Below are 25,939 nucleotides of genomic sequence, written 5' to 3'. Positions count from 1 at the left end.
AGGCTTTAAAGGCGGGGGAGTTTGATAATCTGCCAGCTTCCAAATAGAAACTGACAGATTACATTTGATCGGCATGTGAATAAGGGACTAGTGAGTAGCTGAATCAGTTGTGGTCTTTTCCGGCTCCCAGTTCTGCTCGGTGAACCATTTATTTACAGGTCGCCAGACTGAATCGATAGCGGTTTTATACCAAGGGGCTTCGACGGATGCCTCTTTGGCCAGCAAAGCGCGTTCTGCGATAATTTCATCGTTGAGATACCATTCGACTCGTCCCACGGGCTGGCCTATTTCGACGGGGGCTTCGAGATCATGGTTGTAATAAATCTTGTGTTCAATCTGCTTGCGCTGACGACGCGGGACCGTGATGACCCCACCGTCTTCCAAGGTCAGGTTAATGGCGGAGGGAGAGCCGTACCATACTTTAAGCGGGGCGAGTTCCTTGCCACTGAACTGTGGTTCGATATCCTGATAGAAGCGAAAGCCCCAAGTTAGCAGCTTTTTACTTTCCGTCCTTCGTGTGGTTGCACTCTTGGTTCCCAAGACAACAGCGATCAGGCGTTCCCCGTTTTGCTCGGCAGAAGAGACCAAGCTATAGCCGGCCTGTTTGGTATATCCTGTTTTGACCCCATCAACATTGATGGTGGTATCCCAGAGTAAAGCGTTACGGTTGCCTTGTTTGATTTTACCGAAGGTAAAGGTTTTTTCCTTGAATAGGGGATAAATAGTCGGCAGATCCTGAATGAGCGCGCGGGTAAGCAAGGCAATATCATAAGCGGTTGTGGCTTGCTCGTCGGCATCCAGCCCGTGAGGGTTGGTGAAGTAACTATTGTCCATGCCGAGGCGTTCGGCGTGGCGGTTCATCATTTCTACAAAGGCCGATTGGTGGCCTGCAACATGTTCAGCCAGCGCAACGGTCGCATCGTTGCCCGATGAGACGATGACCCCGTGGTTGAGATGCTTGACGCTGACTTCGTCACCCACGTTTAAAAACATTTTGGACGAACCAGGAAATTTTTTCCCCCAGGCGTTCTCACTAATGACAACCAGATCCTCATCGTGGATATGGCCAGATTCTAATTCTCTGCCCACCACGTAGGTGGTCATGATTTTTACCAAACTGGCTGGGGCATGGGGTTTATGGATATTGTCCCCAGCGATCACCTGACCTGATTCATAGCTCATTAATAGCCATGCTTCTGCTGCGATTTCTGGTTGGGTCGGCAAGGGTTCTGCGTGGGTGTGATCAACAGAAAGAAGGGTTACGGTACTGATGATAAAGAGCTGACAGACTCTCACTAAGGATGTTATTGGCATGAAATTGAACCCCTTATTACTTCATGGCTGCATCTATTAGCTTAGTAAAAAATTTTTATTTAGGATTAATCTGATAGTAAGAAATTGACAGAATATTTGAGCGTAATACACGCTATGCCGTTGTAGGAGATAGTTCATAGTGTGGGAGTTCGTAGCGTGGGATCTCGCGATTAGGTCGTAAAGTGGGATGTGCTAGCAATGAGTAAAGGCGGCTTAATACAGTAAACCGCCCGTTTTACAGCGATGTTGGTTGCGTTATCTTTGCTGTACGGGGGCTGTTTCGTAAGCCAAGTTTTTGTGCTGCTGTCCTTGCATAAACCGTACATGCAGTTCGATTAACGATTCGCTTTCTGTCTGCCAGTGCGGGTCTGGTTGGTGCTGGCAGAATTCGAGCATGTTGACGATCATTCGATCGAGTTTTTTTATCCCCCAACGTTTTATGGCCGGGTCTTGCAAGGGGTCACTCACAATGGCCTGCAATTTACTGTAGGCAAATTGCAGGTAGTTATAGGAAAGATCCCACTCACCTGAGTGTCGAAAATAACAGCTAAGACGCTGGCACACATCAAACCAATAGGCGATAGCCTCTCGGTGCGGTTCTGATTCAATGTTGCCAAAAAGAGAGCTTGGCGCATGGTTGATAATCTGGCGCAACGCGTCAACATGGGATTCGTTGTTGTCAGCTGCGGCCTTTGCATAGCACTCTTGGACTTGTGTTAACCAACACTCGATGGTGATCATGCGACGGCTTCCTCCTTCCACGACAATGCAAAATGGTTGCTGTTGACTTTGATTACCTTTTCAGACGGCTGTAAGCTCAATGCGCGAATTTTATCGGCACTTACTGAATAGTTTGGTTCACTCTCGATCAGATTGGCAAAAGGAAGATCGGGATCTGGCACTGCAGAAATGAGAAGTCGAGTATACGGATGGGTTGGATTACGCAGGATTTCGCGGGTATCCCCCCATTCGACGATTCGCCCCCGGTACATAACGGCTGTTTCTTCGGCGATATAGTGGGCCGTTGCCAGATCATGAGTAATATACAGAAAGCCGATGTCCATTTTTTCTTTCATTTCTTGCATTAAGTTGAGCACCCCCAGACGAATAGAGACATCAAGCATTGAGGTGGGCTCGTCAGCCAAAATGACCTCGGCACCGACGGCAATGGCTCTGGCTAGGTTGATCCGCTGGCGCTGACCACCGCTTAGCTGATGGGGGTATTTGGCGAGGTGCTCACTCGGTAGTTCTACCAAGTTGAGGAGCTCTTCCAGTTTGGCTGGGATCTCGCTTTTGTTGCTGACTCGGTTGTGGATCAAAAGTGGTCGGGTTAGGTGGTGGGCAATGGTATGGGTTGGGTTTAGGGAGCCGAACGGGTCTTGAAATACCATCTGTACCTTGCCACGGTAATCGAGCATGGCTTTGCGGCCCTTGAGTTCTTCTATATTCTGGCCCTTAAAGAGGATCTCTCCTGATGACGGGCTGTGAACTTTGGTGATTAACCGGGCGCAGGTGCTTTTGCCACATCCTGATTCGCCAACCAATGCCAGTGATCGGCCTTTGTAGAGTTTTAAGCTGATGTTATTGAGGGCGCGGAATGTATCGCGGCTGCCAAATCCGCCGCCGGCGGTAAAATCCTTGACGACATTGCGCAATTCTATGGTTGGGGTGCCTAGGTTTTGAATTGTCATGCGGTCACATCCTCGCTGATACTGACATGGTGGGCTTCTTCGTGAATATTGGGGAATGAGGCCCACAGTTTTTGGGTGTAAGGGTGTTGTGGGTTATTGCGGATCTCATGGGCTGTATTGACTTCGACAATGTTGCCGTGGCGCATAACGGCGATTCGATGGCAAAGTTGGCTCATTAATGCCAGATCATGAGTGATGAAAAGAACCGAGAACCCGAACTCTTTTTGCAGGGTGAAGATCTGTTGCAAAATCTCACGCTGTACCACGACATCAAGTGCGGTGGTAGGTTCGTCCATGATGATCAGCTTGGGGTTGAGGCTTAATGCGATGGCGATAACCAGTCTCTGACGCATACCACCACTGAACTGGTGCGGGTATTCACTGAGCCTTTCGCGTGGGATATTGACTAAATCCAACAGCTTTTCTGCACGCTCCTTGGCTTGTTGACGGGTATAGCCGAGATGGTGGCGCATCACATCGGCAAACTGCTCTTCGACAGGCAGTACGGGGTTGAGGGAGTTCATGGCACTTTGGAAGACCATCGCGATGTCTTTCCAGCGAACAACCCCCATTTGTTGCTCGGTCAAAGCCAGAAGATTGTTTTTTTGGAAAAGGATTTGCCCGTGAGTGATGAGCGCTGGTGGCTTATGGAGGCGGTTTATCGCGAAAGCGATGGTGCTTTTGCCACAGCCTGACTCACCAGCCAGACCGAAAATTTCGCCTTTTCCGATATCAAAGCTGACCCGCTTGACAGCCTGAAAGTCACCGTTGTCGGTGATGTATGTAACTTCGAGATCTTTTATTTGAATGATTGGATCGGGATGAAACGCCTGCTCCATTGGTTTTCTCCAACAAAATTTAATTCATAATGCAAATTATTATCATTTATATTTATATGTAAGGGGTGATGATCAAAAAAGAGAGTGAACTAACAAAAATAGCTCGCGTGTTTCATCAAATTACGGGTAGATCCATGTCGGCTTGTGCTTACGCATACAACTTGTTAACACAATGTTGATTTGTTTGTTATCTTACAAGGGGGTATTCAATACCTTTATGGGATGAAGATATCCAAGCTATCTCAAGATGCGCGAGCCAGTATCTTAAGTTAGCTTGGCGAGAAACATTTACTCAGGGAGTTGAGGAAAGAATGAATAAATTACAAGGAGGCTTACCGTATGTGGCAATGTTGCTTGTTCTCTTTGCTAGCAGTGCTGTCAATGCTGCTGTGCCGGGTGAAGATTTGACTCAGTCCACTATCGGTTATGCCTCATTGGTTATTTTTGGGATCGCATATTGTCTGGTTATGGGGGAAGAATACTTACAATTACGTAAGTCAAAGCCTGTACTGCTGGCTGCTGGTTTGATTTGGTTGATGATAGGCTATGTTTACCAGCAGCAAGGAAACATAGAGGTGGCCCAAGCTGCACTTGAACATAATTTGTTGGAGTATGCAGAACTGTTATTGTTCCTGCTGGTGGCGATGACCTATATCAGTGCGATGGAGGAGCGGCGCTTATTTGATGCTCTGCAGGCGTGGATGGTTAGCAAAGGATTTAATTTCCGGAGTCTGTTTTGGTTAACAGGAATTCTGTCATTTATTATCTCGCCCATTGCCGATAACCTAACCACCGCATTGCTTATGTGTGCGGTGGTAATGAAAGTAGGGGGGAGCAATCTTCGCTTTATCAACATTGCTTGCGTCAATATTGTTATTGCTGCCAACGCAGGTGGCGCATTTAGTCCATTTGGAGATATTACCACCTTGATGGTATGGCAGGCAGGGTTGGTGACATTTACACAGTTCCTCGACTTATTTATACCATCGCTGGTGAATTATCTTGTTCCTGCCTTGATTATGTCTTTCTTTGTTCCTCGTACCCGCCCGAATACAACCAATGAGCATGTGGAACTCAAACGAGGGGCTCGCCGTATCGTTTGTTTGTTTATATTAACCATTGCGACAGCGGTTGGGTTCCATGCCTGGGTGCATTTCCCGCCAGTAATGGGAATGATGATGGGACTGGCGTATTTGCAATTCTTTGGTTTTTTCCTTCGCAAGACGTTGCCTTCGTCGCTGGAGAAGAAAAAGGCTGTTGCTATCGCTAACAATGATGAAGCTGCGCTGAAGAGAATTGGCTCGGTAGTGCCGTTTGATGTATTTAAACGTGTTTCACACGCTGAATGGGATACTCTGCTGTTCTTTTATGGGGTGGTGATGTGCGTTGGCGGTTTGAGTTTGCTGGGCTATCTCGGCGTTGTTTCCGATATTATGTATACCCAGTGGAATCCGGTGTGGGCCAATATCATGGTCGGCATATTATCCGCCATTGTTGATAATATTCCGGTGATGTTTGCGGTGTTGACCATGCAGCCTGAACTCAGTTTGGGTAACTGGCTACTGGTGACATTAACGGCAGGGGTCGGCGGTAGCTTGCTCTCGATTGGTTCGGCGGCAGGGGTGGCCTTAATGGGTGCTGCGCATGGCAAATATACCTTTTTCGGCCACTTGAAGTGGGCACCTGTCATCGCGCTGGGTTACGTCGCCAGTATTGTTTGTCATTTACTGTTAAACCATCATCTATTCTGATGCTGCTGGAAAAATCGCCATGCAGTTGATGGTTAACCTATTGAAAGTGTGGCTAATATCACTAATAGAAAGCAAATGTCCAGCCCGGTAACCGCCGGGCTTTTTTTCATCGGTATAGCATGCTTAACTGGTTGTATTGAGCTATCAGTCAGAAGGATATGGCGATGAAAAAGAAGGGATGCGTTTGTCTTGGGGCGGCGCTTTTTATGTTGGTGCCGGTGGCCGGGGCTGTGGCAGACGAGTCTCTATTTCGCATGCCGTCATTGAAGCTCGGGGTCGTGAAGTTCAGCGGCAATATAGAGGCAAGCCGTGATGGCCAGTTTTCCGATGTGCCGTTTAGTTCGTCAATGGCTGTTTCGCCGCTAGTTACCTTGATTCAAGATCCCGTGTATTTTTCGGATACGAGTCGTTGGGGCTACCATACCGAAATTAGCGGGGGGTACTTCAATTTAGACTACGACGATGATGATCACCGTGGTTTTGTAGATGGCGAGCTGAAAGGTTTTTCTGTTGCTCTGACTCCGGTTTTGTTTTACCAATGGGGTGACAGGGAACTCTGCCATAGTTGCAAAAGTTGGCGGGTAGAAGCCGGGGCAGGGGTAAACTACCTCTATGCAGACGGTGAATTGAATAGGCGTAATGACCCAAAGTTGTCGTTTGACTCAAGCGGATTTGGTTTCAATGCTCATTTAGGGGCTGTGGCCAATTACAAGCAATGGGAGATCGGTCTGCGGTTGGTTGTTCCCACTAAGGTCGATGATGACGATGTGAGTATTGAGCATAGCCTGTCATCGGTATCGCTGGGCTACCGGTTTTGATTGTTGATATGTATTCGCGATATTGGTCGTAATTTTCAAAGCATCTTATTATTAATTGTTTCATTAGTGGATTTGTTGTGTTGGGTGCCATAGATTAGATTTGAGTCCAATGGATAGGTGACCAATATGAATCTTTTAAAGCAAATGGAAGTAATTGTGTCTGCAGTACCTGCCCCATATATGGAGCATCAACCGGAAACGCTTAGCAATGTTGATCGTGAGATCATTGAAAAATTGAGCAACGCTGGTGAACAATATCTGTGGGTGATTAAATCGTCAGGATACGGTACGCAGTTGATGGAAATCGGCTTGCCCGCCGTTTGTGAGCGAGTAGAGGAAGAAGATCCGCAGTCTTTGTTTTACCATCTGCGCTTGAGTGATGTTAACCAGGGGACAATCGTTAAGATTGCTAAGTCAAAAGCGATGGAGCTGGCCAATAGTGCAGCTTGTCTTTCAATTACCCCCAATAGCGTAGACAATCAACCGGCTTAAATTGCCGTTTGTGTTATTTGTAAATTATGCCAGCATCATGCTGGCATATAGAGTCTCACAATCAATTTTTTTCGAGTGGTAGCATACCATTACGAGTCACAAATCCTCTCTCACCCTCACAGTTATAAGTGTTACACTTAACACCTGATTTCAAGGTCTAGGTGTCGCATTATTGCCATTTAAGCAAGCGAGTAAAGCAGATAAGGTAGTGCTTTTTCTTCCTGATTTTCACCTCAGCACCAGCCGTGCTATTGGGGGGACAGAGCCAGAAAGTCACAGCCAAATGCGCGACAGATCCTAATTAGAGTCTTGCAGGAAAGAATGCATAAAGATAAATGAGTCAAAAGCAGGAATAACAAATGGATCTTAACTTACTGAAAACTTTTGACGCCGTAATGAAAACACGTAGTGTTAATAAGGCGGCCGAAAGTTTAGATATTACAGCCCCCGCCGTCAGCCATGCATTAAACCGTCTGCGTGAGCAATATCAGGATCCACTCTTTATCCGCCAGGGCAGAGGCATTGCCCCTACTAATTTTGCGATAGAGTTGCATGCAGAGATTCAAGAACCACTGCATTGGTTGCTTAATTGTGCGAAATCTCGCCAATCATTCAGCCCCCAAAGCAGCCAGCGCACGTTTCGGTTATCGAGCCACAAAGACTTGGATCTGATGCTTGTCCCTCCGCTGATTAATTACCGTGATCAACATGCTCCTCATGTGAAATTAGCCGCTAATATAGAGCATTTAAACGAAAATAGCCGTCAGGCTGATTTACGTATGCGTCGGGTAGATCTTATTCTGGCAACCGTACCCTTGGAAGAACACGGTTACTACAACCAACGACTGTTTGAATTACCTTTAGTCGTCGCTTGCCGGGAAAATCACCCTCGCATTAAAGGTTCGGTAAATCAGGCTCAGTTTTTTTCTGAACGACATCTGCTGTGGGATACGCAAAGACAAAGCCGGAATGTTCTGGATTCACTTGTAAGCGATAAACTACCTCAACGTGACATCGCCTACACGACAGGCGCTATCTGCAATACGATAATGCTGGCCGCCCAGACTGACTGGTTATGTGTGACCAGCCAGTGGCATGCCAATCTGCTATCCAAGCAGCATCCGTTGCAAATATTGCCACTACCGTTTAAGTGCCAACCTTTGCCTATTTACATGACATGGCACCAATCGCAGCAATCGGATACTGGTCATCAGTGGCTAAAAGATACATTAATGAAGATAACAAAACCTTTTCGTGAAAAGGATTAACTTTAATTGCGATATTGAATTCAAATCAGCCCACCGTAAGAGTGGATTAAACAAAACTAAATCCACTTTTAAGTTTTAAGCTATGTTTCACTTAATCCAATCTCACTATCATCTCTTCATCAACAGATAAATCAAACGGTTTGCAACGTTTATCAGTTGCAAGAATGAAGAGAGACGAACCATGCTATTAAAAAAATCTATCGTGTCACTCGCTATCATTTCGACCTTAGCGCCGACGTTGTCCTTCGCTGCCCCAATTACCAATGAGCCTAAGGACGCTTCAAGCTTTACTATTGATAAAAATGAGCAGCTTAAACAGTATTTGAATTTTGAAAATAAGTCAGATTTTGCTGATGCTTCAAAAGGTTTCATTGCAACTTGGCCTGAGAAAACGATAAAAGACGCCCAAGGCAATGTTGTTTGGGATTTTAGTAAGTACGATTTCATTGATCACAATGAAGATATTCAAACGATCAATCCATCTTTGCTTCGTCAGGCCAAACTCAACAATATTGATGGCTTGTTTAAAGTAAAAGACGGTATTTATCAGGTTCGTGGTTTTGATCTCTCTGTGATGTCATTTATCCGTGGTGACAAAGGCTGGATCGTCATTGATCCTCTGATTTCTCCAGAGACATCTGCCGCAGGGTTACAGATTCTGCGCAAACATGTTGAGGACTTGCCTGTCACCGGTGTGATTTTTACCCACTCTCATGTCGACCATTTTGGTGGCATTCTGGGCGTTACCAGCCAAGAAGACATTGATGCGGGTAACGTTGACATTCTGGCTCCTGAAGGCTTCTTCAGCCATTCGATTGCTGAAAACCTAATGGCTGGCACCGCTATGTCACGCCGTGCTTCGTATATGTACGGCAACTTGCTTGAAGCCAGCAGTAAAGGGCAGGTGGATGGCGGTTTGGGTAAAACGACCTCTTCGGGGGCTCCGGGGATTGTGAGAGCGACCCACATTGCCGATCATACAGGGCAAAAAATGTCTGTGGACGGTGTAGAACTTGAAGTCATGATGGCTCAAGAGTCTGAAGCACCATCAGAATTTATGTTCTATTTCCCACAATACAAAACCCTGATGGCAGCAGAAGTTATGACTCATACGGTTCATAATATATCAACGTTGCGCGGAGCAAAAACGCGTGATGCATCATCCTGGGCAACTTACGTCGACCAAGCTTTGCATACGTACGGCAGCAAAGCAGACACAATGATAGCGTCGCATCACTGGCCAACATTTGGTAAAGAAAAAATTCAGAGCCAGTTAGAGAAAACACGCGATATGTACAAGTTCGTGCATGACCAAACATTGCGGTTGGCTAACAAGGGCTATACCCCTAATGAAATTTCTGCATCCATTAAACTGCCTGACTCGCTAGGTAAAGAATGGTACAACCGTGGTTACTACGGTACTATTTCTCACAATGCTCGAGCCACTTATGACTATTACTTTGGGGCATGGTGGGATGGTAATCCGGCGAACCTTAACCCACTGACACCATCTGAGCAGGGGGCGAAGTATGTGGAGGCGATTGGCGGTGAAGACAAAGTCATCGCGCTGGCTAAAACTGCGATTGAAAATGGCGAATATCGCTGGGCAGTGACGCTGCTGAATAATGTTACCTTTGCCAACCCGAACAATAGTGATGCTCGTTATCTTGAAGCTGATGCGATGGAGCAATTAGGTTATCAGGCTGAATCTGGGCCGTGGCGCAACTATTACCTTGGTGGAGCCAAAGAACTGCGTGATGGCATTAAACCTGTGCCTACGCCGAATACAGCAGCTATTGCCGTTAACATGCCATTTGCCCAATTTATGAAGTATCTGGGCGTCACCATCAATCCGGAGGTGGCGAAGGATATGGCATTGAAGGTGAATATTAACGTTGAGGGCGAAGGCCAATATGCGATGGATCTGAGTCACTCAGTGCTGAAATCTTACTCAGACAAACAGTTTGAAGATGCTGATCTCAACATCAACTTAACGCGTCAGGCATTTGAAAACATGATTACGAAAAAGACCACACTCAATGATGAAATGAAAGACGGCAGGTTTACGGTTTCAGATCCGGCAGCTTTCAAACAGCTAATGTCTGTATTTGAGAAGTTCGACATGTGGTTCGGTGTCGTTACGCCATAATTGCTCCCTGATTTTCATTACCGTCCCCCATTAAACTAACTCGGTTTGATGGGGGATTTGTGTATAAAATCTGGTGATTTTATTTGGTGTTAGGAAATTGAACGCTAATTTTGTGCCAAAAACGTATCTCTATAGGGCGAATGCACAGAATATTGACCTTCTGCAAAGTTCTGCTGAATATATGTGTATTTTTGATGAATATTAAATCGCCCCTATCTGGGTTGGCTAAACTTAAATAAACCAAGCGGTACTGGCTGGCACCAACGCAAGGTTATCACTGGCAGTTTTTGCAAGTGGGATGATGTATTTTCCTGAGATGCAAGCGATGCCGGTAGTCATGGCTAAATTCGGATAGGAGGCTGGAATATGTTGGCTGAGCATAGGTATTTCACTTTACCGGGTGATACAGGTTTACATGCGGATATTACAGTGATCCCAACAGGGGAATTGAAAGTGAATATCCTGGAAAACAGTGATCAACTCAAAGGCGAGTTTGAGGAGTTACATTTTTACTCAAATGGTAAACGGACAGAGCTTGTTTGCAAAGATCAACTTATGCCTGACAGTGTGAAGTGGCATATTGATTTATCCAACGACGATGCAGAGGAGTTAGCCAAGCTAATTGAAGTGGCAGTAGACGAGTATGAGACCCTAATGAGGGACTTATAGGGTTCAACAGTAAGGATGCCGACCTGAAATGTGTTTGTTTGAAGATGTATTTCGCCCTGATATACCTTGGTAGAGTCAGGGCGTTTTTGTATGGAAATATCAGGAAGGGCGTTTAATCAGGTCATTGATTAGCTCAATGAAGAACGTGTAGCGTTTGGCAAGAGGGCGATGTTTTTTTACGATTAGGTACAGCTGTTGTTCCACGTTGCGGTGCAGGGATATGACTTGGATGGCATCTTGGTTGGGAAACATGCGTACCGCTTTTTCTGGCAGCACAGTAAAACCAAGCCCTTGGGCAACGGGCAGCAATATTTGGCCTAGTTGGTTGATGTACCCTGAAAGCGTGATGCTATTGAAATCGAAATGCTCATCAGGGTAATTGGCCTGATGGATTTGTTGCAAGTAATGTTTACCATCGGGGTGGTTGATAAAGCCCAGTTGGTAAAGAGCCGATAAATCATTCTCTTTAATAGGGTATTGCGCTGGTGCGACGACGCACAGTGATTCTGAGCCTATCGCTGTTTGCTCAAATTCCGATGTGTCTACGGGATGAGTGATGATCCCAACATCAACGCGGTTCTCTTTTATATCATTGATGATTTTATGGTTGGGCGCTGCTTCCATCGAGAGTGTCAGGCCGGGAGCGTGCCGTTGTCGCTCGAGAAAATGCGGGTAGAGGTACATGGCCATTGAGCCCGAACAGGCAAAGCGGCATTCCCCTTGGTGGGCATCATCTTCTTGCAGTGACGAGAGTACGGAATTCTCTTCTTCTAGGCGTTTTAGCCCATATCGGTACAAGGTCTCGCCAGCAGCCGTGAGCTCGAAACGCTTGCCGATTCGGATCAGCAACGGTGTACCGACCTGCGCTTCTAGTTTTTTAATATGTTGGCTCACGCCCGGCTGTGTCATGTACAGCTTTTCGGCGGTTTGAGTAAAATGCCCAATATCGACAAGAGTCAGGAATGTATTGAGCCACTGGCTGTTTAGCATCATTGTGATTATCGAGGGAAGAAGTAACGGATGGTGTGAGTTTATACCTAAGCAGCTTCAATATGCAGGCTTTGGGGTGATTTAATGTCGGTATTATTTTGCTAGAGACTGATTGGCGAAAGTTGGCACAGCCAGCAAGAGAGTGCTGGCTGTGCTTTAACAAGACAGAGAAGCGATCAACTATCAGATACGCTGTTGTCCCATTTGGAAAACGCCACAAATAGCGGTGTTTTGATCCAAGATGGTGATATTGGCTTTGTATCCCGGGGCCAGTTTGCCGTATTGGTCGTCAATACCGATCGCTTTGGCCGGGTACAGGCTTGCCATGCGCAGGGCTTCTTCAAGGCTGATCCCGACATGGTTAACCAGATTACGAACGCCTTCTATCATGGTGATGGCAGCCCCGGCAATGGTGCCGTCTTCGTAATGGCATTTGCCGTTGGTTACATAGGCCTTGGTGCCTGCCATGTCGTATTCGGTCACATCAGTACCTGCCGGGGTAACGGCATCTGTCACCATGAACAGTTTGTCTTGCATGATCTGGTGGGCAATGCGTACTGAGGCGTAGTCGGAGTGAATACCATCGACAATAATGCCGGCGTAGGGCTTTTTATCGAAGATATAGCCGACAGTACCCGGCTCGCGCGAACCTAGCGGTGTCATGGCGTTGTATAGGTGGGTCGCCATTTTCAGGTTGTCTTTGGCGATCAAATCTTGGTAGTTGGCATTGGTATGGCCCAGAGAAACCGTGATGCCAGCATCGTTTAATATATTGATAACGTCCTGCGAGGTTTCTTCCGGGGCCAGTGTTACCACAGCAACGTGCTCTTTGTTATCGGCAATATAGTGAGCGGTTAGCTCATCGAGAATACGGATGTGGTTCTCGTTGTGAGCGCCTTTCTTGTGCTTGCTGATAAAGGGCCCTTCAAGGTGCAGGCCCAATATGCCTTCGGCCGTTTTGTTTTTGATGTTGGATACCACGTCAATGGCTTTGCTCATTGTATCGTGGTCGCTGGTAATAAAGGTTGGAAGATACTGGGTTGTACCATGAGCAAGATTGGTTTTGTTCATGGTGTCGAGAGCTTGGGCATTGGTGTCGATATTGAAAAGAACACCGCCACAGCCGTTAATCTGAAGATCGATAAATCCGGCCGTTGCGGTTTTGCCGTGATAGTCGAAAACAGTCTCTGGCAACTCAGCCTCTATCATCGGCACAATGGCCGTGATCGTATCGCCCTCAACGAAAATGGCCTGATTGAGGTGGGTAGTTGTACCGTCAAAAACATGGATATTGGTAATCGCGTACATAATGGTTCCTATTGTGCGTCGTTGAAGAGGCGCGAATCTGGAATCTGTCCCTGAATCTCATTACTGGCAACCAAAAAAAGTGGTTAATGAGGCATAACGCTGATCTTCAAATACTTATTTATCGTTAAGAATTAAGTTATGTGATCTTGCTTGGTTTGTCAAATTTGGATATGAGCAGTATGCGCATTGTTGGGTTTTTCAAGCAAGGGGCGGGCTTGTTATTGAAGTGCTCAAAAAAAGAAAATCCAGTCAATATAAAAGATTAGGGGCAGCTACTGAGGGAAATGTTTATCGATTTTGAATGATCCATTATTCTATACGGTCAAGCTGTTCGTTTTGCTGGCAATTCAGGGCGTTGAATTGCCAGCTGTTAGGAGTAACTATGTCCCCAAAGATTATTTTTTCCAGCGTCGCGCTGGTTATTGCGTTGGGCTCGCTGGAAAAAAGTATTGTGACAACCCCCTTGCCGATTATCGGTGCTGATCTGGGGGCGGGGCAGTCTCTTACCTGGGTGGTCACCGCCTACTTGCTGGCAGCCACCGCTGTGCTGCCGGTTTATGGCAAGCTGAGTGATATTTTCGGTCGTGTGAAAATGCTCAATACCAGCGTTGTATTGTTTATCCTCGGCTCGATCGCGTGTGCGATGTCACAAGATATTACGATGCTGATCGGTTCGCGTGTGTTGCAGGGTATCGGTGGCGGGGGACTGATTGCCCTCGCTTTCACCGTGATTGCCGATACTATCCCGGCGCGGGAGGTCGGCAAGTATCAGGGTTATATCTCCGCAGTTTATGCAGTATCGAGCATAGCGGGGCCATTGCTTGGTGGCTTTTTTGCCGAGCACTTGAGCTGGCGCTGGGTGTTTTGGATAAATCTCCCGCTTGGCGGGTTGGCGCTTTTGTTGATCAATACCCATCTCAAACATCTTAATCATGGCCGTAATAGTCGCTTCGATTGGTTTGGCGCTTTATTGTTGATGATCTCGACGACTTTGCTGTTGTTGTTGCTATCACCGGAAACCGCGCTGGATTCCTTGCTTGTTGCTGCGGCGCTTGTGGTTTCACTGATCCTTTTCACCCTGGTGGAGCGCAACGTTCGCGATCCTATTCTGCCGGGGCGTATTTTCGTGTTGCCGGGCTATATGGTGAGTGTCGGGTTGATTCTGTGCTCACAGCTATTGATGTTTGCGGTTCTGGTTTACTTGCCGCTTCAATTGCAGTGGCAGTACGGGATGACGGCATCGGCGGCAGGGGTGATCATGGTGGTATTCATGATGAGCATTACCACTGGTGCTTATTTTGGAGGTAAGCGTATAGCCCGCACCGGCTTGTATAAATCCTTGGTGGTGATTGGTTTTGCGATGGCGGCTGTGGCGCTGGCCATGCTCTATGCCGGGGTGATGACCAAGGTAGCACTAGCTGTCGCAGGGCTGGGTTTGGGGCTGACCCTGCCGTCACTCAACGTGGTGGTGCAGAATGTGTTGCCGCCGACAGATCGGGGTATCGGTCTTTCGATGTTTGGCTATGGCCGTGAGCTGGGCGGCGCTGTCGGCGTAGCCGTGTGCTCTGCACTGTTTCATATCAAAGTGCCGGTACTTGTTGGCGAGGGGGGCAGTGATGGCTTGTCTGCCTATCATCCCTTGCAGCTCGGTGAGGGATTCACCCTGACCTACGCCGGTATGGGTATCATTGCTGTCTTTGCGTTTGTCTGTGCGGTTATTCTGCTGAAAGTACAAGATTTATCCGGCGCTGTCGGTACGCAAAAACCCTAATTGCTTTTCGGGCAAGGTAGGGCACAATACGCCTCCTTGCAGAATAATGCGGCATTGAGCCGTAATAGAGGTAGAGATCATGGCTTGGTATGAATGGCCGTTAATTCTTTCTAGTGTATTTTCCCAGCTTGCCATTGGCGCATTTCTTGTTTTGGCCGGGGTGATTTTCAGCGGTAAGCTGTGTTTTGGCCAGTCAGACCGACTTCATCGAACAATGCCTGCATTGTGGTTGATGCTGTTTTCGGCTCTATTCCTGCGTGAAGTGACTCTGATCCTTGCCGCCGTAGGATACAAGCCAAGCACTGAGGCCTTGATGGTCATTGGCTTTTTTGCCTTGGCGCTAGTGTATTGGTTTGCAGAAAAATCACTCGTTGGCAGCGATAAGTTTCGTAAGTTGCTGCTAGCGGCGGCGTTCGTAGCCGGAGTGGCGTATCTTGTTCATGGCCTATTGCTGCGTAATGCCGACTGGCTGGTGGCTTCACACTTTATTGCCACGACACTGTGTGGCGGCACGTTGTTGGCTCATGCCTCGTTGGTAAGGGCCGAGCATAAGGTTGAAGAGGCGAATAAGTATTTGCCATTGTTGGGCTGCTTCATTGGTATCGTATGTTTGATTACCGGAGTACCACAGCTGGGTGATCTTGCCGCGCGTTATGAAAGTGCCGGGGAGCTGGGGCCGTTTGTTTCACAGGTGGTCAGCCTTGGGTTGATGATTGCCGCTATCGGGGTATGGTGGATGCCTGCACTGACCAAGAGCAAGCCGGCACTCAATGTGATGACTTTTGCCTTGGTGCTGATGTTCGCATCCTCTTATTTTGCGGCGGTGGGTTACTAATACCAACCAGCATTAGCTGTAACAAGTGAACCAATAGAGAAAGCCGCGATTCATTCGCGGCTTTTTTGTGCGCAGGCGAGGGGGAGCTAAGGTGGAATGCCTACAATGGGAGTATCATTTGTACGGTGACGAAAAGAGTCAATTGGAATTGCCCCAAAGTGAGTTTGCTGATAGTTAAATCTCAGTTTCCCCAGTTAACGTTTTGCTACTTTCAAAAATCATAAAAAGCATAGTGATATGCTAGATACCTTAGTCTATTCAGCATTAGTGAGTGCAAAGCACCAAGATGAAGGACAGTATAAACCGCAGTATATCTTTTCTAGGTTTGTTGCAGATTGTGCAAAATATGCTGGTTTCGATGCCATTAAGTACCCATCGACTAGAACTGTACAGGGTTGTTTTAACATCGTGTTTCTTAAATCAGAATTTAGGCTAGGTAGCGGTTTCGAGCTTGTAAATGTGCATAGATATCCGTCTGAAGAATTAACCTAATACATATAAACTCTTCTTACAGTCAATAAGCATTAGCACTCTAATACCCTAAAACAACAAAATCGTCTACTTCAGGTTACCCAAACTTTTCTAACCTGTCAGGAACGGTTTAGTGCCATTTTGTCTTTTTTTGGAGGGGGTTAGATGTGATGAGTCTAACCTAATCTAACCATTTCTATCAATTTGCATTTAAAGTACTGATCAATTAGTTCAAAATTAGATTGAATATAATTGATTCATCACTTGATGACATCTGAATACGAAAGGGTTTTCATGAAACAGTTACTAAAAAATGCATTCATCTTATCCGGTATCATCCTCTTGTCAGGTTGCTCTATAAAGCCATACCATGAAACAGTTGCAAACGATGCGGTTCAGTTCAGTGATCAACAACTTGATCAGGATGAAGGTTATAGCCAATCGCTTCAACGGATGTACCTACTAAGTCAGGCCAACCCAGTTAAAGACAACAACCTTGATTCTTTTTATCTCGGTGTGAACTATAACACTGCTAATAACGCATCATTGGCAACAGCGAGTGCATTCGCAGTTATGGGCAAAATCAATGTATTTCAGCTAGCGACTCACTCTTTACTCAACTTGACCTATAGATCTAGCTTGCACCCATTTTATGAGGACAATATTCTTGTTGTTATTGAGCCAGTAATCGGTGGTAACGTCAAAGACGCTCTATATCAAGCAAAAAAACGCAGCCTAAAGATCGTGAGCGATGCTTATAAGAAAGATGGATATAATACAAAAGTGTTTTCAAGTGGCGAAGTTGGCTTCGTTAGAAACTATGATACTAACTTTGTTGTACCCTTTGACGATAATAACGATGTTCCTTATTGTATCGTTCCAGGCGGTTACAAATAATTGAAAAAACAGCCAAACTTAAAGGCACAAATGTAGGCTGTTTTGGTATGGTTATTGGACTTGGACAGTTATACCTAAACAACACTAATGACAGTAAATTTCCATTAGGAGACTTTATCGCTGTTCACTCTGCATTACCGTCCATTTTTCCTATTGAGAATCTGGCATCAACCTCAAAATACGACTGGATTTACCAACCTAGTTACACCTTTTTCAGTGGGGAACGTAGGAAGAATTTAGGTATACTCAACGAAGAAACATTTGAAGATGCCTATGGAAAGGGACGTTTCGATCTGAATCCCAAGGTCACGTTGCTAAAATCTGGCGAGACACAGTATTTCAATCCTAAGATCAGATAAATTGGCATTTAAGGCAGTGTCATTTTCATTATTTTTAATAGTGGCTCTGTTCTTACTTATCAATACTAGTTCTAAGGCGAAAATTTATGATTAAAAGAAGTCCAGCATTCGGCTGGACTTCTTTGTTTATAGCTAAACCCAAAGGACGTATATTTTACTGGGTGCTAAACAAACCAGTAGAGCCATACATCTAAATCGTTTTTGTCCACCTTTGAGTCAGCCTATTGTCGGCGGGCATCTGCTGCTTATTTCTATACGTATAATATTTAGTAGTCACACAATTGCTCATGGATACTGACTTAAATGTTCTGGATAATCATATTACTCATAATCGCGGTATGCGTCTTCCTGCCGGGCCTGTGGGTCAAGCATGTGATGGAAAAGTACAGACAGCCGGCTGATCGCTACCGTAAGCAGGGAAGTGGTGGGGAACTTGCCCGCCACCTGCTGGACAGCTTCGGCTTGGGTAACGTTGAGGTAGAGGAGACCTCTGCCGGTGATCACTATGATCCGGTCGCTAAGGCTGTGCGTCTGACGCCGGACAACTATTCAGGATATTCGCTGACGGCAGTGACTGTGGCTGCCCATGAAGTGGGGCATGCAATTCAGGATTCACGTGGCGAGTTCCTGTTTTTGGCGCGGCAGAAACTCGTAAAGACTGCCATGGTCGGCGAGCGTATTGCAGGAATGATGCTAGTGGCTGCTCCGCTTGTCCTAATGTTAACTCGCCTGCCGCAAGCGGGAGTGATAACAATCATGATTGGCATTGTTTCAATGGCACTAAGTACCATGGTGCACCTGCTGACACTTCCGGTTGAGTTCGATGCAAGTTATGGCAAAGCTCTGCCGATTCTGCAGAAAGGCGGCTATCTGCATGATGGTGATCTGGAGCATGCGGAGAAAATTCTCAAGGCGGCGGCGCTGACCTATGTCGCTGCCTCGCTGACCAGCTTGCTAAATTTGGGGCGATGGATAGCGGTGCTCCGTCGGTAATGGCGGTTACACGGATGATTGATGATTGACGTAATCGACAGTTTAATATCTGTTGGTTTATGCGCTTACTCAAAGTAATGCAATGTTCATGAAACCGTGAATGTTGTAAGTCGTGGCGTATTATGATGAGCGTGATACTAAAGAAATAATTTCTACGTTAGTTACCTTATCAGTATCACATGTTCAATTTGCTATAGGTAGGTTGATGGAGACTATACTTGTTCCATTAAACGTACATGTGGAGGTCTTTATGAGAATCGTATCTTTTACTGAAGCTAGAAATAGTCTCAAAGCTGTTCTAGACGGTGTAGTTAATGATGCTGATACAACAGTTATTACACGCCGTGATTCTGAAGATGCCGTGGTTATGTCTCTAGACTACTACAATAGCCTTATGGAGACAGTTCACTTACTACGCTCTCCTAAAAACGCTGAACATCTAAACCGTTCGATAGCACAGTACCGTGCTGGTAAAACAACAGCACGAGAGTTAATTGATGAGTAGTAGTCAACGTTTACTGTCGTGGACTGATGACGCTTGCGATGACTACCTGTATTGGCAAACTCAGGACAAGAAAACACTCAAGCGCATCAACAAACTCATCAATGATGTTAAGCGCTCCCCATTTGAAGGCATAGGTAAACCAGAGTCGTTAAAAGAGAACTTATCTGTTTTTTGGTCTCGTCGTATTGATGATACTAACAGGTTTGTTTACGCAGTCGATGATCAAGCGATAACGATAATTTCGTGTCGTTACCACTACTAAATCAGGTTTAGATCTCATTAAGCCGTTCTTTTTCATGGCCCCGCAGTAACTCGTAATCCCGCACCCGTCTTAATTCCTTGGGTAAAACATGCCATTCTTTATTCAGGCAGGTTGTTTTCAACCAGCCATCTTTAAGATCCAATATGCTGTTTTTAAAGCAATGCTACGCTCGGTTAATCTGCGTGACATTGTCACTTAATGATTTTGAGTAACTCTTTGAAGCGCTCGCCTTCGGCGATGTGTTGAAGCTCGAACAGCACCATTTCTGTTCCTGTAATATGCGCCCCAGCTTGCTGCATTTTGGCAATGGCGAGGGCTTTATTATCCGCAGAACGTGATGAAATGGCATCAGTAACCACTTCGACGTGGTAACCGGCATTAAGTAGTTGCTTCACCGTTTGGTATACACATATGTGCGCTTCTATCCCCATGACCAGCAGGTTCTTGCAGGGGATGGCGTTTAGGGTCTCGACAAAATCGGCGTTTTCGTAGCAGCTAAATGTGCTTTTGGCGATGGGCTCTTGTCCAACAAGGTGTTGGCTTATCTCAGGGATAGTTGCGCCCAGTTTGTCTGGCAGTTGTTCAACCCAGATGATGGGCAAGCCGAGTAGTTTAGCGCCTTTGACCATCGCTTCGAGATGATAGAAAAGCGTTTCTCGCTCATCCATGATTTGAGCCAGCTTGCCCTGAACATCAACAATGACGAGTGCAGTATCGTTAACGGTTAGCATATTCTTTTCCTTGTTAAGGCACTTGGTAACGGCGCTATTTTTGTAGTTGCTGTGATGGGTATAACAGAGCCTAAGGGCTTTTCAATCAATGAGATCAAATGCGTATTGTGATCGGGAATACGCATTTATTGTTTCTGTACCGTAATGTGTAACCGTCCTTGTCTCTTGAGTAGGTTATTCGCGCTGTTTGAAGCCCGAGAATTCAATGCCGGCAAGGCGAGCCATGTCATGGTGCCAGGTGGCTAGGTTGTCTTTGCTGAATTGGTTTAGGTGGCGGTGCCCACAGGCTCGGGCCATGACTTGCATGAGCGCGGTGGATGCTTGGAGGAAATTTGCCAGTTGGCGGGCGCTCTTTTCGGGGTTGAGCTTTTGCCGGAGATCTTTGTTCTGGGTGGCAATACCTGCAGGGCAGAGGTTGGTATTGCATATTCGGGCGGCCACACAGCCTATGGCCTGCATCGCACTGTTGGCAAGGGCTATCCCATCGGCTCCTAGCGCCAGTGCTTTGATGAAATCGACCGGGGTACGTAAGCCCCCTGTAATGATCAAGGTTACGTCATTGCTTACACCTTGCCTGTCGAGGAAATAGCGAGCGCGGGCGAGGGCAGGAATAGTCGGCACGCTGATATGGTCACGGAACATCTGCGGGGCTGCCCCTGTGCCCCCGCCACGGCCATCAAGAATGATGTAGTCGGCACCCGCCTCAAGGGCAAACCCTATGTCTCTTTCTATATGGTTGGCGCTCAGTTTGAAGCCGATGGGAATACCGCCGGTAATGGCCCTGACATTTTCGGCAAATGCGGCAAAGTCACTGACGGTTCGAAGATCAGTAAAGGTTGGTGGTGAAATGGCCTCTGTTCCTTCTTCAAGGCAGCGGGTCTTGGCGATTTTTTCTATATTCTTGGCTGCGGGCAGGTGGCCTCCGGTGCCGGTTTTCGCCCCTTGGCCGCCCTTGAAGTGAAATGCCTGAATTTTGTTGAGCAGCCCCTCGTGGTAACCGAATTTGGCACTGGCGAGCTCATACAGGTAACGGGAGTTGGCTTGCTGTTCTTCGGCCAGCATGCCGCCTTCGCCGGAGCAAATGCCCGTACCGGCCAGTTCGGCCCCCATCGCCAGTGCAATTTTGGCCTCTTCAGAGAGAGCCCCAAAGCTCATATCGGAAATAAACAGCGGGGTATCTAAGACCAATGGTTTTTTAGCCCGCGGCCCGATGACTAGCTCCGTGCCAACGTTGGCATCATCCTGCAACGGCTTGGTTGCCATCTGGGCGACCATAATCTGGATATCGTCCCAGTCGGGTAGTTGGTAGCGGGGGACGCCCATTGCCGTCATCGGGCCATGGTGGCCGAGTTGGCTCAGTCCTTCTCTGGCCAACTGGTGAATAAACTCAACGGTGGGCTCTTCGCGGGTTGCCTTGGCCGAGAGCATATCTTCAGCGGGAGAGGGCGTGACGCCGGGGCCTTCTTTGCCGACCATGCCGGAGTCGAACTGTTGATGAGAGCCATCGCAGAACGGGGAATTGGCCGTATGTTTACAGCCGCAGAGAAATGCTTCTTGGGGTTTGTCTACGCGAAAGGCCTTGGGGGTGAAGCCTGTGCCCTGGTGGGAGCCATCACAGAAAGGTTGCTTGCTGGAGCGGCCGCAGGTACAAAAATAGTAATCTTTGTCTTTTTCCAATTGAACTTTGAGTGGCTGGATTTTTGCGATTACCGGGTTGGACATGCAACCTCCTTCTCTACAACCAATGTGGGCAAGTTTGTGAAAAGTATGGATGAGAGGGCAATTTTTTCCACTATAGTAAAGGAGAGAAAGGGGATGCAAAAAGCTGCTGGGTCGAACCTATCCCTCCTTTTTAACCTTTTGTAACCGTCCACCTCTTTACAGCAGCGGCAAATCACGAAACAATGCGGACGTTTGCAGTTGGATAAATTTGTAAAAGATTATGACAGAAAAGAAACAAAGCCCGCTTAATGATTTGATTTTTAATGTGGTCGTGCCTTCAGTCATCCTGATGAAACTCAGTGGTGATGAGTATCTTGGCTCAGTCGGGGCCTTACTGGCTGCATTGGCCTTTCCTGTGGGGTTTGGTGGTTATGAGCTAATCAAGTACAAAAAGTTTAACTTTATCTCTTTGCTCGGCTTTGTCAGCGTATTGCTAACCGGCGGTATTGGTTTGTTGCAGCTGGATGCAAAATGGCTGGCTGTTAAGGAAGCCTTGATCCCGGGATTGATTGGTATTGGTGTGTTTGCCTCGACGTTCACCAAGTATCCTGTTGTCAGCAAGATGCTGTTCAATGATACCGTGCTGAACCTGCCGCTGATCAATGAAAAGCTGAATGAGTTTGGCAAGAAACCGGCTTTCGACCGTCAATTGCTTGTGTCGAATTATTTGTTTGCTGCTACTTTCGCTTTCTCTTCGGTGATGAATTACGTGCTGGCGAAGATGATTGTCACCAGTCCATCAGGCACTCAGGCATTCAACGAGGAATTAGGTCGTCTAACGCTAGTTAGCTACCCAGCCATTGCGATCCCTTCGATGATCATGATGATGGGTATCTTCTTTTATATGTGGCGTCAAATCCGTCGGATGACTCAGCTTGAAACAGCGCAGATCCTGAAAACAGAGTAAGGTTCGGCAGGATAGACAGAAAAGACCGCCTACATAGGCGGTTTTTTATTGCCTCGCAAGCATCTTGTCATCGCTGGGCGATAGTGTGTTTGGTGTGATTTTCAGCGGTAGCCTGTTGAACAATCTACACTTGAGGTCACTTGGCTATCGTGTAAAATGCGCGGCATTGATAGTGAAAGAGACAACAATTATGGCCAGTAAAGCGCATGCATTGCATATCCTTGTGAAGCACAAGGAGCAAGCCGATGATATTCTTAAACAGTTGAAGCAGGGTGCCAAATTCCAAACACTGGCCACCAAGTATTCAACGTGCCCATCAGGCAAAAAAGGTGGGGATCTGGGCGAGTTCCGCAAAGGCGCGATGGTACCGCAATTCGACAAGGCTGTTTTTTCAGGCAAAGCGATCAGCACCAGTGAAGCGCTGAAGATGAAAAACAATCACATGCGCGGTTTGATCCCAGAGCCAGTTAAGACCAAATTCGGCTGGCATATTATCAAGGTTTTGTACGTGGTATAAGCTGCAGTCATAACGCCTTGCTGAATCAGGCAAAGCGGATGAATGTCTATTGAAAAAGCACCCTTGGGTGCTTTTTTCGTTTTTACCTTCTGTGGTGGGGATGCAACGTGACGACACAAGACGGCTGGTGGCGTTGGTCACACCAGCTTAGCAGCACTGGATAAACGAACCGGATGGCAGCAAGCCAAAAGGCACCGCATAGGCTTCCCACGCCAACATAGCTGGCAGCATTGTAGTAGGCATCAAACCAAAGTACGCCAGCAATGCCCATTCCAATGACCGAGAGCCCAAGCAATGGTTTGTAGGTAAGGTTAAAAAAATACCGATAGTGAAAGAGTAGGGTAAACATCCCTTGTTTGATCTGTGCAGCTATCGCCATACCGCCTCCCTTTATTCGATGTTTACATTATTGTAACACCTCAATGCGTGGGGGAGACGGTCGTGTTGAGATAGCCTTACGGCCTGAGTTCGGTACTTGTTATTGTCTGCGAGGATTTTGGATTCGCTGTGTCTTTGGGTTTTTGTGGGCTAGATAAAGGGTTGGGGCATTTATCATCGGTCATTTTCATGACGGTATCTTGAGCGGCAATGCTTTGCCCTATTTCGGGATAGCGCTCACGAATATCTTCCATACACAGTCGTGCAGTGTTGAGCACCACCATCATTTCATCTTGTGAGTTGACCAGGGCTGACAGGTTACCGCTTTTTTGGGCGGCTGCGAGCATTTCCATTGCTTTGTCAGCTTCTTGGTAAGGGGCCTTTAGGCAGTCGCAAATTTTATCGCTGATCGTATCGTAATCCTGCGCGGCGAAGGCGGTGGTGCTTGTCAGGAGCACGATGAGTGGCAGTACTTTCATGAAGGCCTTGTTTCTATATTACGGACGGCGTACTCGAAAATAGCGAGGCGTGATGCTGATGCGCTCATTGCCATTGTTTTTGTTTCGTTTGTCACCGTCGAGATGTGAACAATGATATTTGGACAAAGCATCTTACGTTAAGTTCCCAACGACTGATTATTCCAGTTGTGCTTGTGTTCATGAGGGAAGTATCGGGTTGTTATGATTTTTATGAACGTTTCATTATTGCGACAAAATGGGGAATACCGCCTTTCTATACTTATCAAGAATAACTATTAGTGTGATGCAGTTCTCTTTATGTATGGATAAACAGCCCGAATTTTTGACGCTAATACTCAAGGATCTTCTGTTCGGTTGAACATGAAAGAAAGCTGCTGATAGCACAGTAATGACGTTTTTTGGGGGCGTTATGTTGTTGTCTAAGCAAGCTACCAGTCGGTGCCTGCCTGTCACTCTGCTTGTGGTAATTTGGGGAGCAGATGCCAAGCAAGAAAGCGAGAGCTCCACGTTGGGGGAGTACATTCCAGATGATATGTATGCTGCTGTTTCGAGTATGATATCAATGGCAGACAGTGTACGAGGGGATAGGGTCGACAAAAAAGTAAGAACAAACTTGAGACGTTCTTCGCCGGGATTGCGTACTGCTGGTATGGCAGAGAGAGCAAGCTCAACAAGGAATGCCACACATTTTGGTAATTCAAATCTTGGCTCTATGATGTCACCATCAGGTTCATCACCTACTATTCCTTCGATTCACGATCTCCCTAGCCAAAAAAGTGCTCAGTTTGGTGGATATGTACGGTTGGAAAACCGTTTATTAGGCGGTGATCCTAATCGGCCGAATCAAACCAATGAACAAGAGTATTCCGGCTATTCGTTGACCTTGGGTGGTGATTACTTGTTCCGTGAGCATTACCTTTTCGGTATGACACTCGGTCTACCGTTCTACAAGCCCATGAGCGAAACCAACGATACGGAAGTAGATGGCCTTATTGCATCGGGTTACTTCAGTTACCTGCAAGATTCATGGTATTTGGATTTTAATGCCAGTTATGCGGTTATGGATACCGACATAGAGCGACAGGTGACCTTGTATACCGACACCGTGGTGAATAATACCAATGAGGCTGACTCTGATATTTGGCTATTTTCGGTTGGCGGTGGGTACATATTTGAGTACAACTACCTGAATATCGCGTTGGAAAGTAGCCTGCAATATACCCTATCAGATTCAGACCGCTATCAAGAGCGTTCGGCTTTAACTAGCAGTAACTACTTGTTTTCCCAAATTGATGATGTGGATGCCTTGCAATCAACCATGTTGATTTCTGGTATAAGTTTGTCGCATCCGTTCCGCACCTCGGTAGGTATCTTCCAGCCTTATGCCAAGGGATATGTACACTACGACATTGCCCCGGGTAAGCAAAGTATCATCTCGCAGCTGAAGTCTAACCATTCTGGGAGTATTTTGCCGATTGTGGTTGAAACGGATGATCAGCTATATGGAAGGATGCACTTGGGGATATCGGGTGCATTTAATGAAGATTGGTTCGGGTATATAGAGGCCAGCAGCTTGCTTTGGCATGATGACATATCAGCGCACACGGTGTCATTTGGTGTCAGCATGTCACTCGATTAATGCTCGCGATACGTTCTGTTTGCTTTGAATGAGGCAAACTCGAATACAAACCGGCAGATTGCCGGTTTTTTTGTGGGCGTTGCAACGTGTTAGATGTGATTTACGGGCAAAAAAAGCCTGCACAAAGGGTGATTTAGAACTGGTATTTGTAATTATCTGAAACAAAAAAGAAATATGCTGATTC

27 protein-coding genes are annotated in these 25,939 nt (G+C 46.7%); 17 read left to right on the top strand and 10 right to left on the bottom strand.

What is annotated here, in order from left to right; translation table 11 throughout:
* Positions 1–87: 87 nt before the first annotated feature.
* The 4 genes from ABT56_RS20010 to ABT56_RS19995 all read right to left on the bottom strand — a co-directional run bounded on the left by ABT56_RS20010 (position 88) and on the right by ABT56_RS19995 (position 3,844).
* Positions 88–1,314, bottom strand: coding sequence for a D-alanyl-D-alanine carboxypeptidase family protein (locus ABT56_RS20010; RefSeq protein ID WP_053062585.1), 1,227 nt, complete (start codon positions 1,312–1,314; stop codon positions 88–90).
* 255 nt (positions 1,315–1,569) lie between these two features.
* Positions 1,570–2,055, bottom strand: a complete 486-nt coding sequence (locus ABT56_RS20005) for a hypothetical protein (RefSeq protein WP_047880680.1) — start codon at positions 2,053–2,055, stop codon at positions 1,570–1,572.
* A complete protein-coding gene (locus ABT56_RS20000) occupies positions 2,052–3,005 on the bottom strand; it encodes an ABC transporter ATP-binding protein (protein ID WP_047880679.1) in 954 nt (317 codons plus the stop codon). The genes ABT56_RS20005 and ABT56_RS20000 overlap by 4 nt, the downstream gene beginning before the upstream one ends.
* A complete protein-coding gene (locus ABT56_RS19995) occupies positions 3,002–3,844 on the bottom strand; it encodes an ABC transporter ATP-binding protein (RefSeq protein WP_047880678.1) in 843 nt (280 codons plus the stop codon). The genes ABT56_RS20000 and ABT56_RS19995 overlap by 4 nt, the downstream gene beginning before the upstream one ends.
* A gap of 347 nt (positions 3,845–4,191) precedes the next feature.
* On the opposite strand from ABT56_RS19995, the gene nhaD reads away from it, so the two are divergent.
* From nhaD to ABT56_RS19965, 6 genes are all read left to right on the top strand, one after another.
* Positions 4,192–5,595, top strand: a complete 1,404-nt coding sequence (gene nhaD, locus ABT56_RS19990) for a sodium:proton antiporter NhaD (RefSeq protein ID WP_240478366.1) — start codon at positions 4,192–4,194, stop codon at positions 5,593–5,595.
* Positions 5,596–5,759: 164 nt separating this feature from the next.
* Entirely contained in the window at positions 5,760–6,413 is a 654-nt protein-coding gene (locus ABT56_RS19985; RefSeq protein ID WP_047880676.1) for a hypothetical protein, read from the top strand.
* 126 nt (positions 6,414–6,539) lie between these two features.
* Positions 6,540–6,905 carry a hypothetical protein gene (locus ABT56_RS19980; RefSeq protein WP_047880675.1) on the top strand — a complete coding sequence of 122 codons (366 nt, stop codon included), beginning with the start codon at positions 6,540–6,542 and terminating at the stop codon, positions 6,903–6,905.
* A gap of 359 nt (positions 6,906–7,264) precedes the next feature.
* On the top strand, positions 7,265–8,173 hold the full coding sequence (locus ABT56_RS19975; protein ID WP_047880674.1) for a LysR family transcriptional regulator: 909 nt from the start codon (positions 7,265–7,267) through the stop codon (positions 8,171–8,173).
* A 181-nt stretch (positions 8,174–8,354) separates the two neighbouring features.
* A complete protein-coding gene (locus tag ABT56_RS19970) occupies positions 8,355–10,322 on the top strand; it encodes an alkyl/aryl-sulfatase (RefSeq protein ID WP_047880673.1) in 1,968 nt (655 codons plus the stop codon).
* Positions 10,323–10,688: 366 nt separating this feature from the next.
* A complete protein-coding gene (locus tag ABT56_RS19965) occupies positions 10,689–10,991 on the top strand; it encodes a hypothetical protein (protein ID WP_047880672.1) in 303 nt (100 codons plus the stop codon).
* Positions 10,992–11,090: 99 nt separating this feature from the next.
* Here ABT56_RS19965 and ABT56_RS19960 read toward each other — a convergent pair whose 3' ends face one another.
* Together ABT56_RS19960 and nagA are read right to left on the bottom strand one after the other, a co-directional pair.
* Entirely contained in the window at positions 11,091–11,984 is an 894-nt protein-coding gene (locus ABT56_RS19960; RefSeq protein ID WP_240478363.1) for a LysR family transcriptional regulator, read from the bottom strand.
* A gap of 180 nt (positions 11,985–12,164) precedes the next feature.
* Positions 12,165–13,289 (bottom strand): N-acetylglucosamine-6-phosphate deacetylase, encoded by a 1,125-nt coding sequence (gene nagA, locus ABT56_RS19955; protein WP_047880671.1) that lies wholly within the window; start codon positions 13,287–13,289, stop codon positions 12,165–12,167.
* Positions 13,290–13,671: 382 nt separating this feature from the next.
* Here nagA and ABT56_RS19950 point away from each other — a divergent pair, with 382 nt between their 5' ends.
* The 8 genes from ABT56_RS19950 to ABT56_RS19915 all read left to right on the top strand — a co-directional run bounded on the left by ABT56_RS19950 (position 13,672) and on the right by ABT56_RS19915 (position 19,382).
* Positions 13,672–15,060, top strand: coding sequence for an MFS transporter (locus ABT56_RS19950; RefSeq protein ID WP_047880670.1), 1,389 nt, complete (start codon positions 13,672–13,674; stop codon positions 15,058–15,060).
* Between the two features lie 79 nt (positions 15,061–15,139).
* The gene (locus ABT56_RS19945) at positions 15,140–15,895 is read left to right on the top strand and encodes a DmsC/YnfH family molybdoenzyme membrane anchor subunit (protein WP_047880669.1); all 756 of its coding nucleotides are present in this window, start codon (positions 15,140–15,142) and stop codon (positions 15,893–15,895) included.
* Between the two features lie 237 nt (positions 15,896–16,132).
* Positions 16,133–16,387: an RES family NAD+ phosphorylase gene (locus ABT56_RS24690; RefSeq protein ID WP_047880668.1), complete on the top strand. Its 255-nt coding sequence runs from the start codon at positions 16,133–16,135 to the stop codon at positions 16,385–16,387.
* Between the two features lie 273 nt (positions 16,388–16,660).
* Positions 16,661–17,263 (top strand): hypothetical protein, encoded by a 603-nt coding sequence (locus ABT56_RS19935; protein ID WP_047880667.1) that lies wholly within the window; start codon positions 16,661–16,663, stop codon positions 17,261–17,263.
* Entirely contained in the window at positions 17,236–17,622 is a 387-nt protein-coding gene (locus ABT56_RS19930; protein ID WP_157037930.1) for a hypothetical protein, read from the top strand. Before ABT56_RS19935 ends, ABT56_RS19930 begins: the two co-directional genes overlap by 28 nt.
* 303 nt (positions 17,623–17,925) lie before the next feature.
* A complete protein-coding gene (locus ABT56_RS19925; protein WP_047880665.1) occupies positions 17,926–18,615 on the top strand; it encodes a zinc metallopeptidase in 690 nt (229 codons plus the stop codon).
* Positions 18,616–18,865: 250 nt separating this feature from the next.
* On the top strand, positions 18,866–19,120 hold the full coding sequence (locus ABT56_RS19920) for a type II toxin-antitoxin system Phd/YefM family antitoxin (RefSeq protein ID WP_047880710.1): 255 nt from the start codon (positions 18,866–18,868) through the stop codon (positions 19,118–19,120).
* Entirely contained in the window at positions 19,113–19,382 is a 270-nt protein-coding gene (locus ABT56_RS19915) for a Txe/YoeB family addiction module toxin (RefSeq protein WP_047880664.1), read from the top strand. Before ABT56_RS19920 ends, ABT56_RS19915 begins: the two co-directional genes overlap by 8 nt.
* A 191-nt stretch (positions 19,383–19,573) precedes the next feature.
* Here ABT56_RS19915 and ABT56_RS19910 read toward each other — a convergent pair whose 3' ends face one another.
* On the bottom strand, positions 19,574–20,113 hold the full coding sequence (locus ABT56_RS19910; protein WP_047880663.1) for a hydrolase: 540 nt from the start codon (positions 20,111–20,113) through the stop codon (positions 19,574–19,576).
* Between the two features lie 174 nt (positions 20,114–20,287).
* Positions 20,288–21,835 carry a glutamate synthase-related protein gene (locus ABT56_RS19905; protein WP_047880662.1) on the bottom strand — a complete coding sequence of 516 codons (1,548 nt, stop codon included), beginning with the start codon at positions 21,833–21,835 and terminating at the stop codon, positions 20,288–20,290.
* A gap of 220 nt (positions 21,836–22,055) precedes the next feature.
* Between ABT56_RS19905 and ABT56_RS19900 the strand changes: the two genes are divergently transcribed.
* Positions 22,056–22,742, top strand: a complete 687-nt coding sequence (locus tag ABT56_RS19900) for a VC0807 family protein (RefSeq protein ID WP_047880661.1) — start codon at positions 22,056–22,058, stop codon at positions 22,740–22,742.
* Positions 22,743–22,932: 190 nt separating this feature from the next.
* Positions 22,933–23,259, top strand: coding sequence for a peptidylprolyl isomerase (locus ABT56_RS19895; RefSeq protein WP_047880660.1), 327 nt, complete (start codon positions 22,933–22,935; stop codon positions 23,257–23,259).
* 82 nt (positions 23,260–23,341) lie between these two features.
* Here ABT56_RS19895 and ABT56_RS19890 read toward each other — a convergent pair whose 3' ends face one another.
* Positions 23,342–23,638 (bottom strand): hypothetical protein, encoded by a 297-nt coding sequence (locus tag ABT56_RS19890; RefSeq protein WP_047880659.1) that lies wholly within the window; start codon positions 23,636–23,638, stop codon positions 23,342–23,344.
* A gap of 76 nt (positions 23,639–23,714) precedes the next feature.
* Positions 23,715–24,116, bottom strand: a complete 402-nt coding sequence (locus ABT56_RS19885) for a hypothetical protein (protein WP_047880658.1) — start codon at positions 24,114–24,116, stop codon at positions 23,715–23,717.
* A 409-nt stretch (positions 24,117–24,525) separates the two neighbouring features.
* Between ABT56_RS19885 and ABT56_RS19880 the strand changes: the two genes are divergently transcribed.
* Complete coding sequence (locus ABT56_RS19880) at positions 24,526–25,755, top strand: autotransporter outer membrane beta-barrel domain-containing protein (protein ID WP_047880709.1); 1,230 nt, start codon at positions 24,526–24,528, stop codon at positions 25,753–25,755.
* Positions 25,756–25,939: the final 184 nt, after the last annotated feature.

The organism is Photobacterium aquae (assembly GCF_001029445.1).
Taxonomy (GTDB): domain Bacteria; phylum Pseudomonadota; class Gammaproteobacteria; order Enterobacterales; family Vibrionaceae; genus Photobacterium; species Photobacterium aquae.
The sequence above is the reverse complement of the archived record's forward strand: the minus strand, read 5'-3'. Positions and strand labels throughout refer to the sequence as shown.

What these genes read in the sequence shown, in the direction of transcription:
- nagA (WP_047880671.1), bottom strand. Translation starts at nt 13,289, where the DNA reads ATGTACGCGATTACCAATATCCATGTTTTTGACGGTACAACTACCCAC.
- nhaD (WP_240478366.1), top strand. Translation starts at nt 4,192, where the DNA reads ATGTTGCTTGTTCTCTTTGCTAGCAGTGCTGTCAATGCTGCTGTGCCG.
- ABT56_RS19925 (WP_047880665.1), top strand. Translation starts at nt 17,926, where the DNA reads ATGTTCTGGATAATCATATTACTCATAATCGCGGTATGCGTCTTCCTG.
- ABT56_RS19880 (WP_047880709.1), top strand. Translation starts at nt 24,526, where the DNA reads ATGTTGTTGTCTAAGCAAGCTACCAGTCGGTGCCTGCCTGTCACTCTG.
- ABT56_RS19920 (WP_047880710.1), top strand. Translation starts at nt 18,866, where the DNA reads ATGAGAATCGTATCTTTTACTGAAGCTAGAAATAGTCTCAAAGCTGTT.
- ABT56_RS19980 (WP_047880675.1), top strand. Translation starts at nt 6,540, where the DNA reads ATGAATCTTTTAAAGCAAATGGAAGTAATTGTGTCTGCAGTACCTGCC.
- ABT56_RS19965 (WP_047880672.1), top strand. Translation starts at nt 10,689, where the DNA reads ATGTTGGCTGAGCATAGGTATTTCACTTTACCGGGTGATACAGGTTTA.
- ABT56_RS19995 (WP_047880678.1), bottom strand. Translation starts at nt 3,844, where the DNA reads ATGGAGCAGGCGTTTCATCCCGATCCAATCATTCAAATAAAAGATCTC.
- ABT56_RS19915 (WP_047880664.1), top strand. Translation starts at nt 19,113, where the DNA reads ATGAGTAGTAGTCAACGTTTACTGTCGTGGACTGATGACGCTTGCGAT.
- ABT56_RS20000 (WP_047880679.1), bottom strand. Translation starts at nt 3,005, where the DNA reads ATGACAATTCAAAACCTAGGCACCCCAACCATAGAATTGCGCAATGTC.
- ABT56_RS19890 (WP_047880659.1), bottom strand. Translation starts at nt 23,638, where the DNA reads ATGGCGATAGCTGCACAGATCAAACAAGGGATGTTTACCCTACTCTTT.
- ABT56_RS19950 (WP_047880670.1), top strand. Translation starts at nt 13,672, where the DNA reads ATGTCCCCAAAGATTATTTTTTCCAGCGTCGCGCTGGTTATTGCGTTG.
- ABT56_RS19910 (WP_047880663.1), bottom strand. Translation starts at nt 20,113, where the DNA reads ATGCTAACCGTTAACGATACTGCACTCGTCATTGTTGATGTTCAGGGC.
- ABT56_RS19895 (WP_047880660.1), top strand. Translation starts at nt 22,933, where the DNA reads ATGGCCAGTAAAGCGCATGCATTGCATATCCTTGTGAAGCACAAGGAG.
- ABT56_RS19935 (WP_047880667.1), top strand. Translation starts at nt 16,661, where the DNA reads ATGAAACAGTTACTAAAAAATGCATTCATCTTATCCGGTATCATCCTC.
- ABT56_RS19970 (WP_047880673.1), top strand. Translation starts at nt 8,355, where the DNA reads ATGCTATTAAAAAAATCTATCGTGTCACTCGCTATCATTTCGACCTTA.
- ABT56_RS19960 (WP_240478363.1), bottom strand. Translation starts at nt 11,984, where the DNA reads ATGATGCTAAACAGCCAGTGGCTCAATACATTCCTGACTCTTGTCGAT.
- ABT56_RS19975 (WP_047880674.1), top strand. Translation starts at nt 7,265, where the DNA reads ATGGATCTTAACTTACTGAAAACTTTTGACGCCGTAATGAAAACACGT.
- ABT56_RS20005 (WP_047880680.1), bottom strand. Translation starts at nt 2,055, where the DNA reads ATGATCACCATCGAGTGTTGGTTAACACAAGTCCAAGAGTGCTATGCA.
- ABT56_RS20010 (WP_053062585.1), bottom strand. Translation starts at nt 1,314, where the DNA reads ATGCCAATAACATCCTTAGTGAGAGTCTGTCAGCTCTTTATCATCAGT.
- ABT56_RS19985 (WP_047880676.1), top strand. Translation starts at nt 5,760, where the DNA reads ATGAAAAAGAAGGGATGCGTTTGTCTTGGGGCGGCGCTTTTTATGTTG.
- ABT56_RS24690 (WP_047880668.1), top strand. Translation starts at nt 16,133, where the DNA reads ATGCTAGATACCTTAGTCTATTCAGCATTAGTGAGTGCAAAGCACCAA.
- ABT56_RS19905 (WP_047880662.1), bottom strand. Translation starts at nt 21,835, where the DNA reads ATGTCCAACCCGGTAATCGCAAAAATCCAGCCACTCAAAGTTCAATTG.
- ABT56_RS19900 (WP_047880661.1), top strand. Translation starts at nt 22,056, where the DNA reads ATGACAGAAAAGAAACAAAGCCCGCTTAATGATTTGATTTTTAATGTG.
- ABT56_RS19885 (WP_047880658.1), bottom strand. Translation starts at nt 24,116, where the DNA reads ATGAAAGTACTGCCACTCATCGTGCTCCTGACAAGCACCACCGCCTTC.
- ABT56_RS19945 (WP_047880669.1), top strand. Translation starts at nt 15,140, where the DNA reads ATGGCTTGGTATGAATGGCCGTTAATTCTTTCTAGTGTATTTTCCCAG.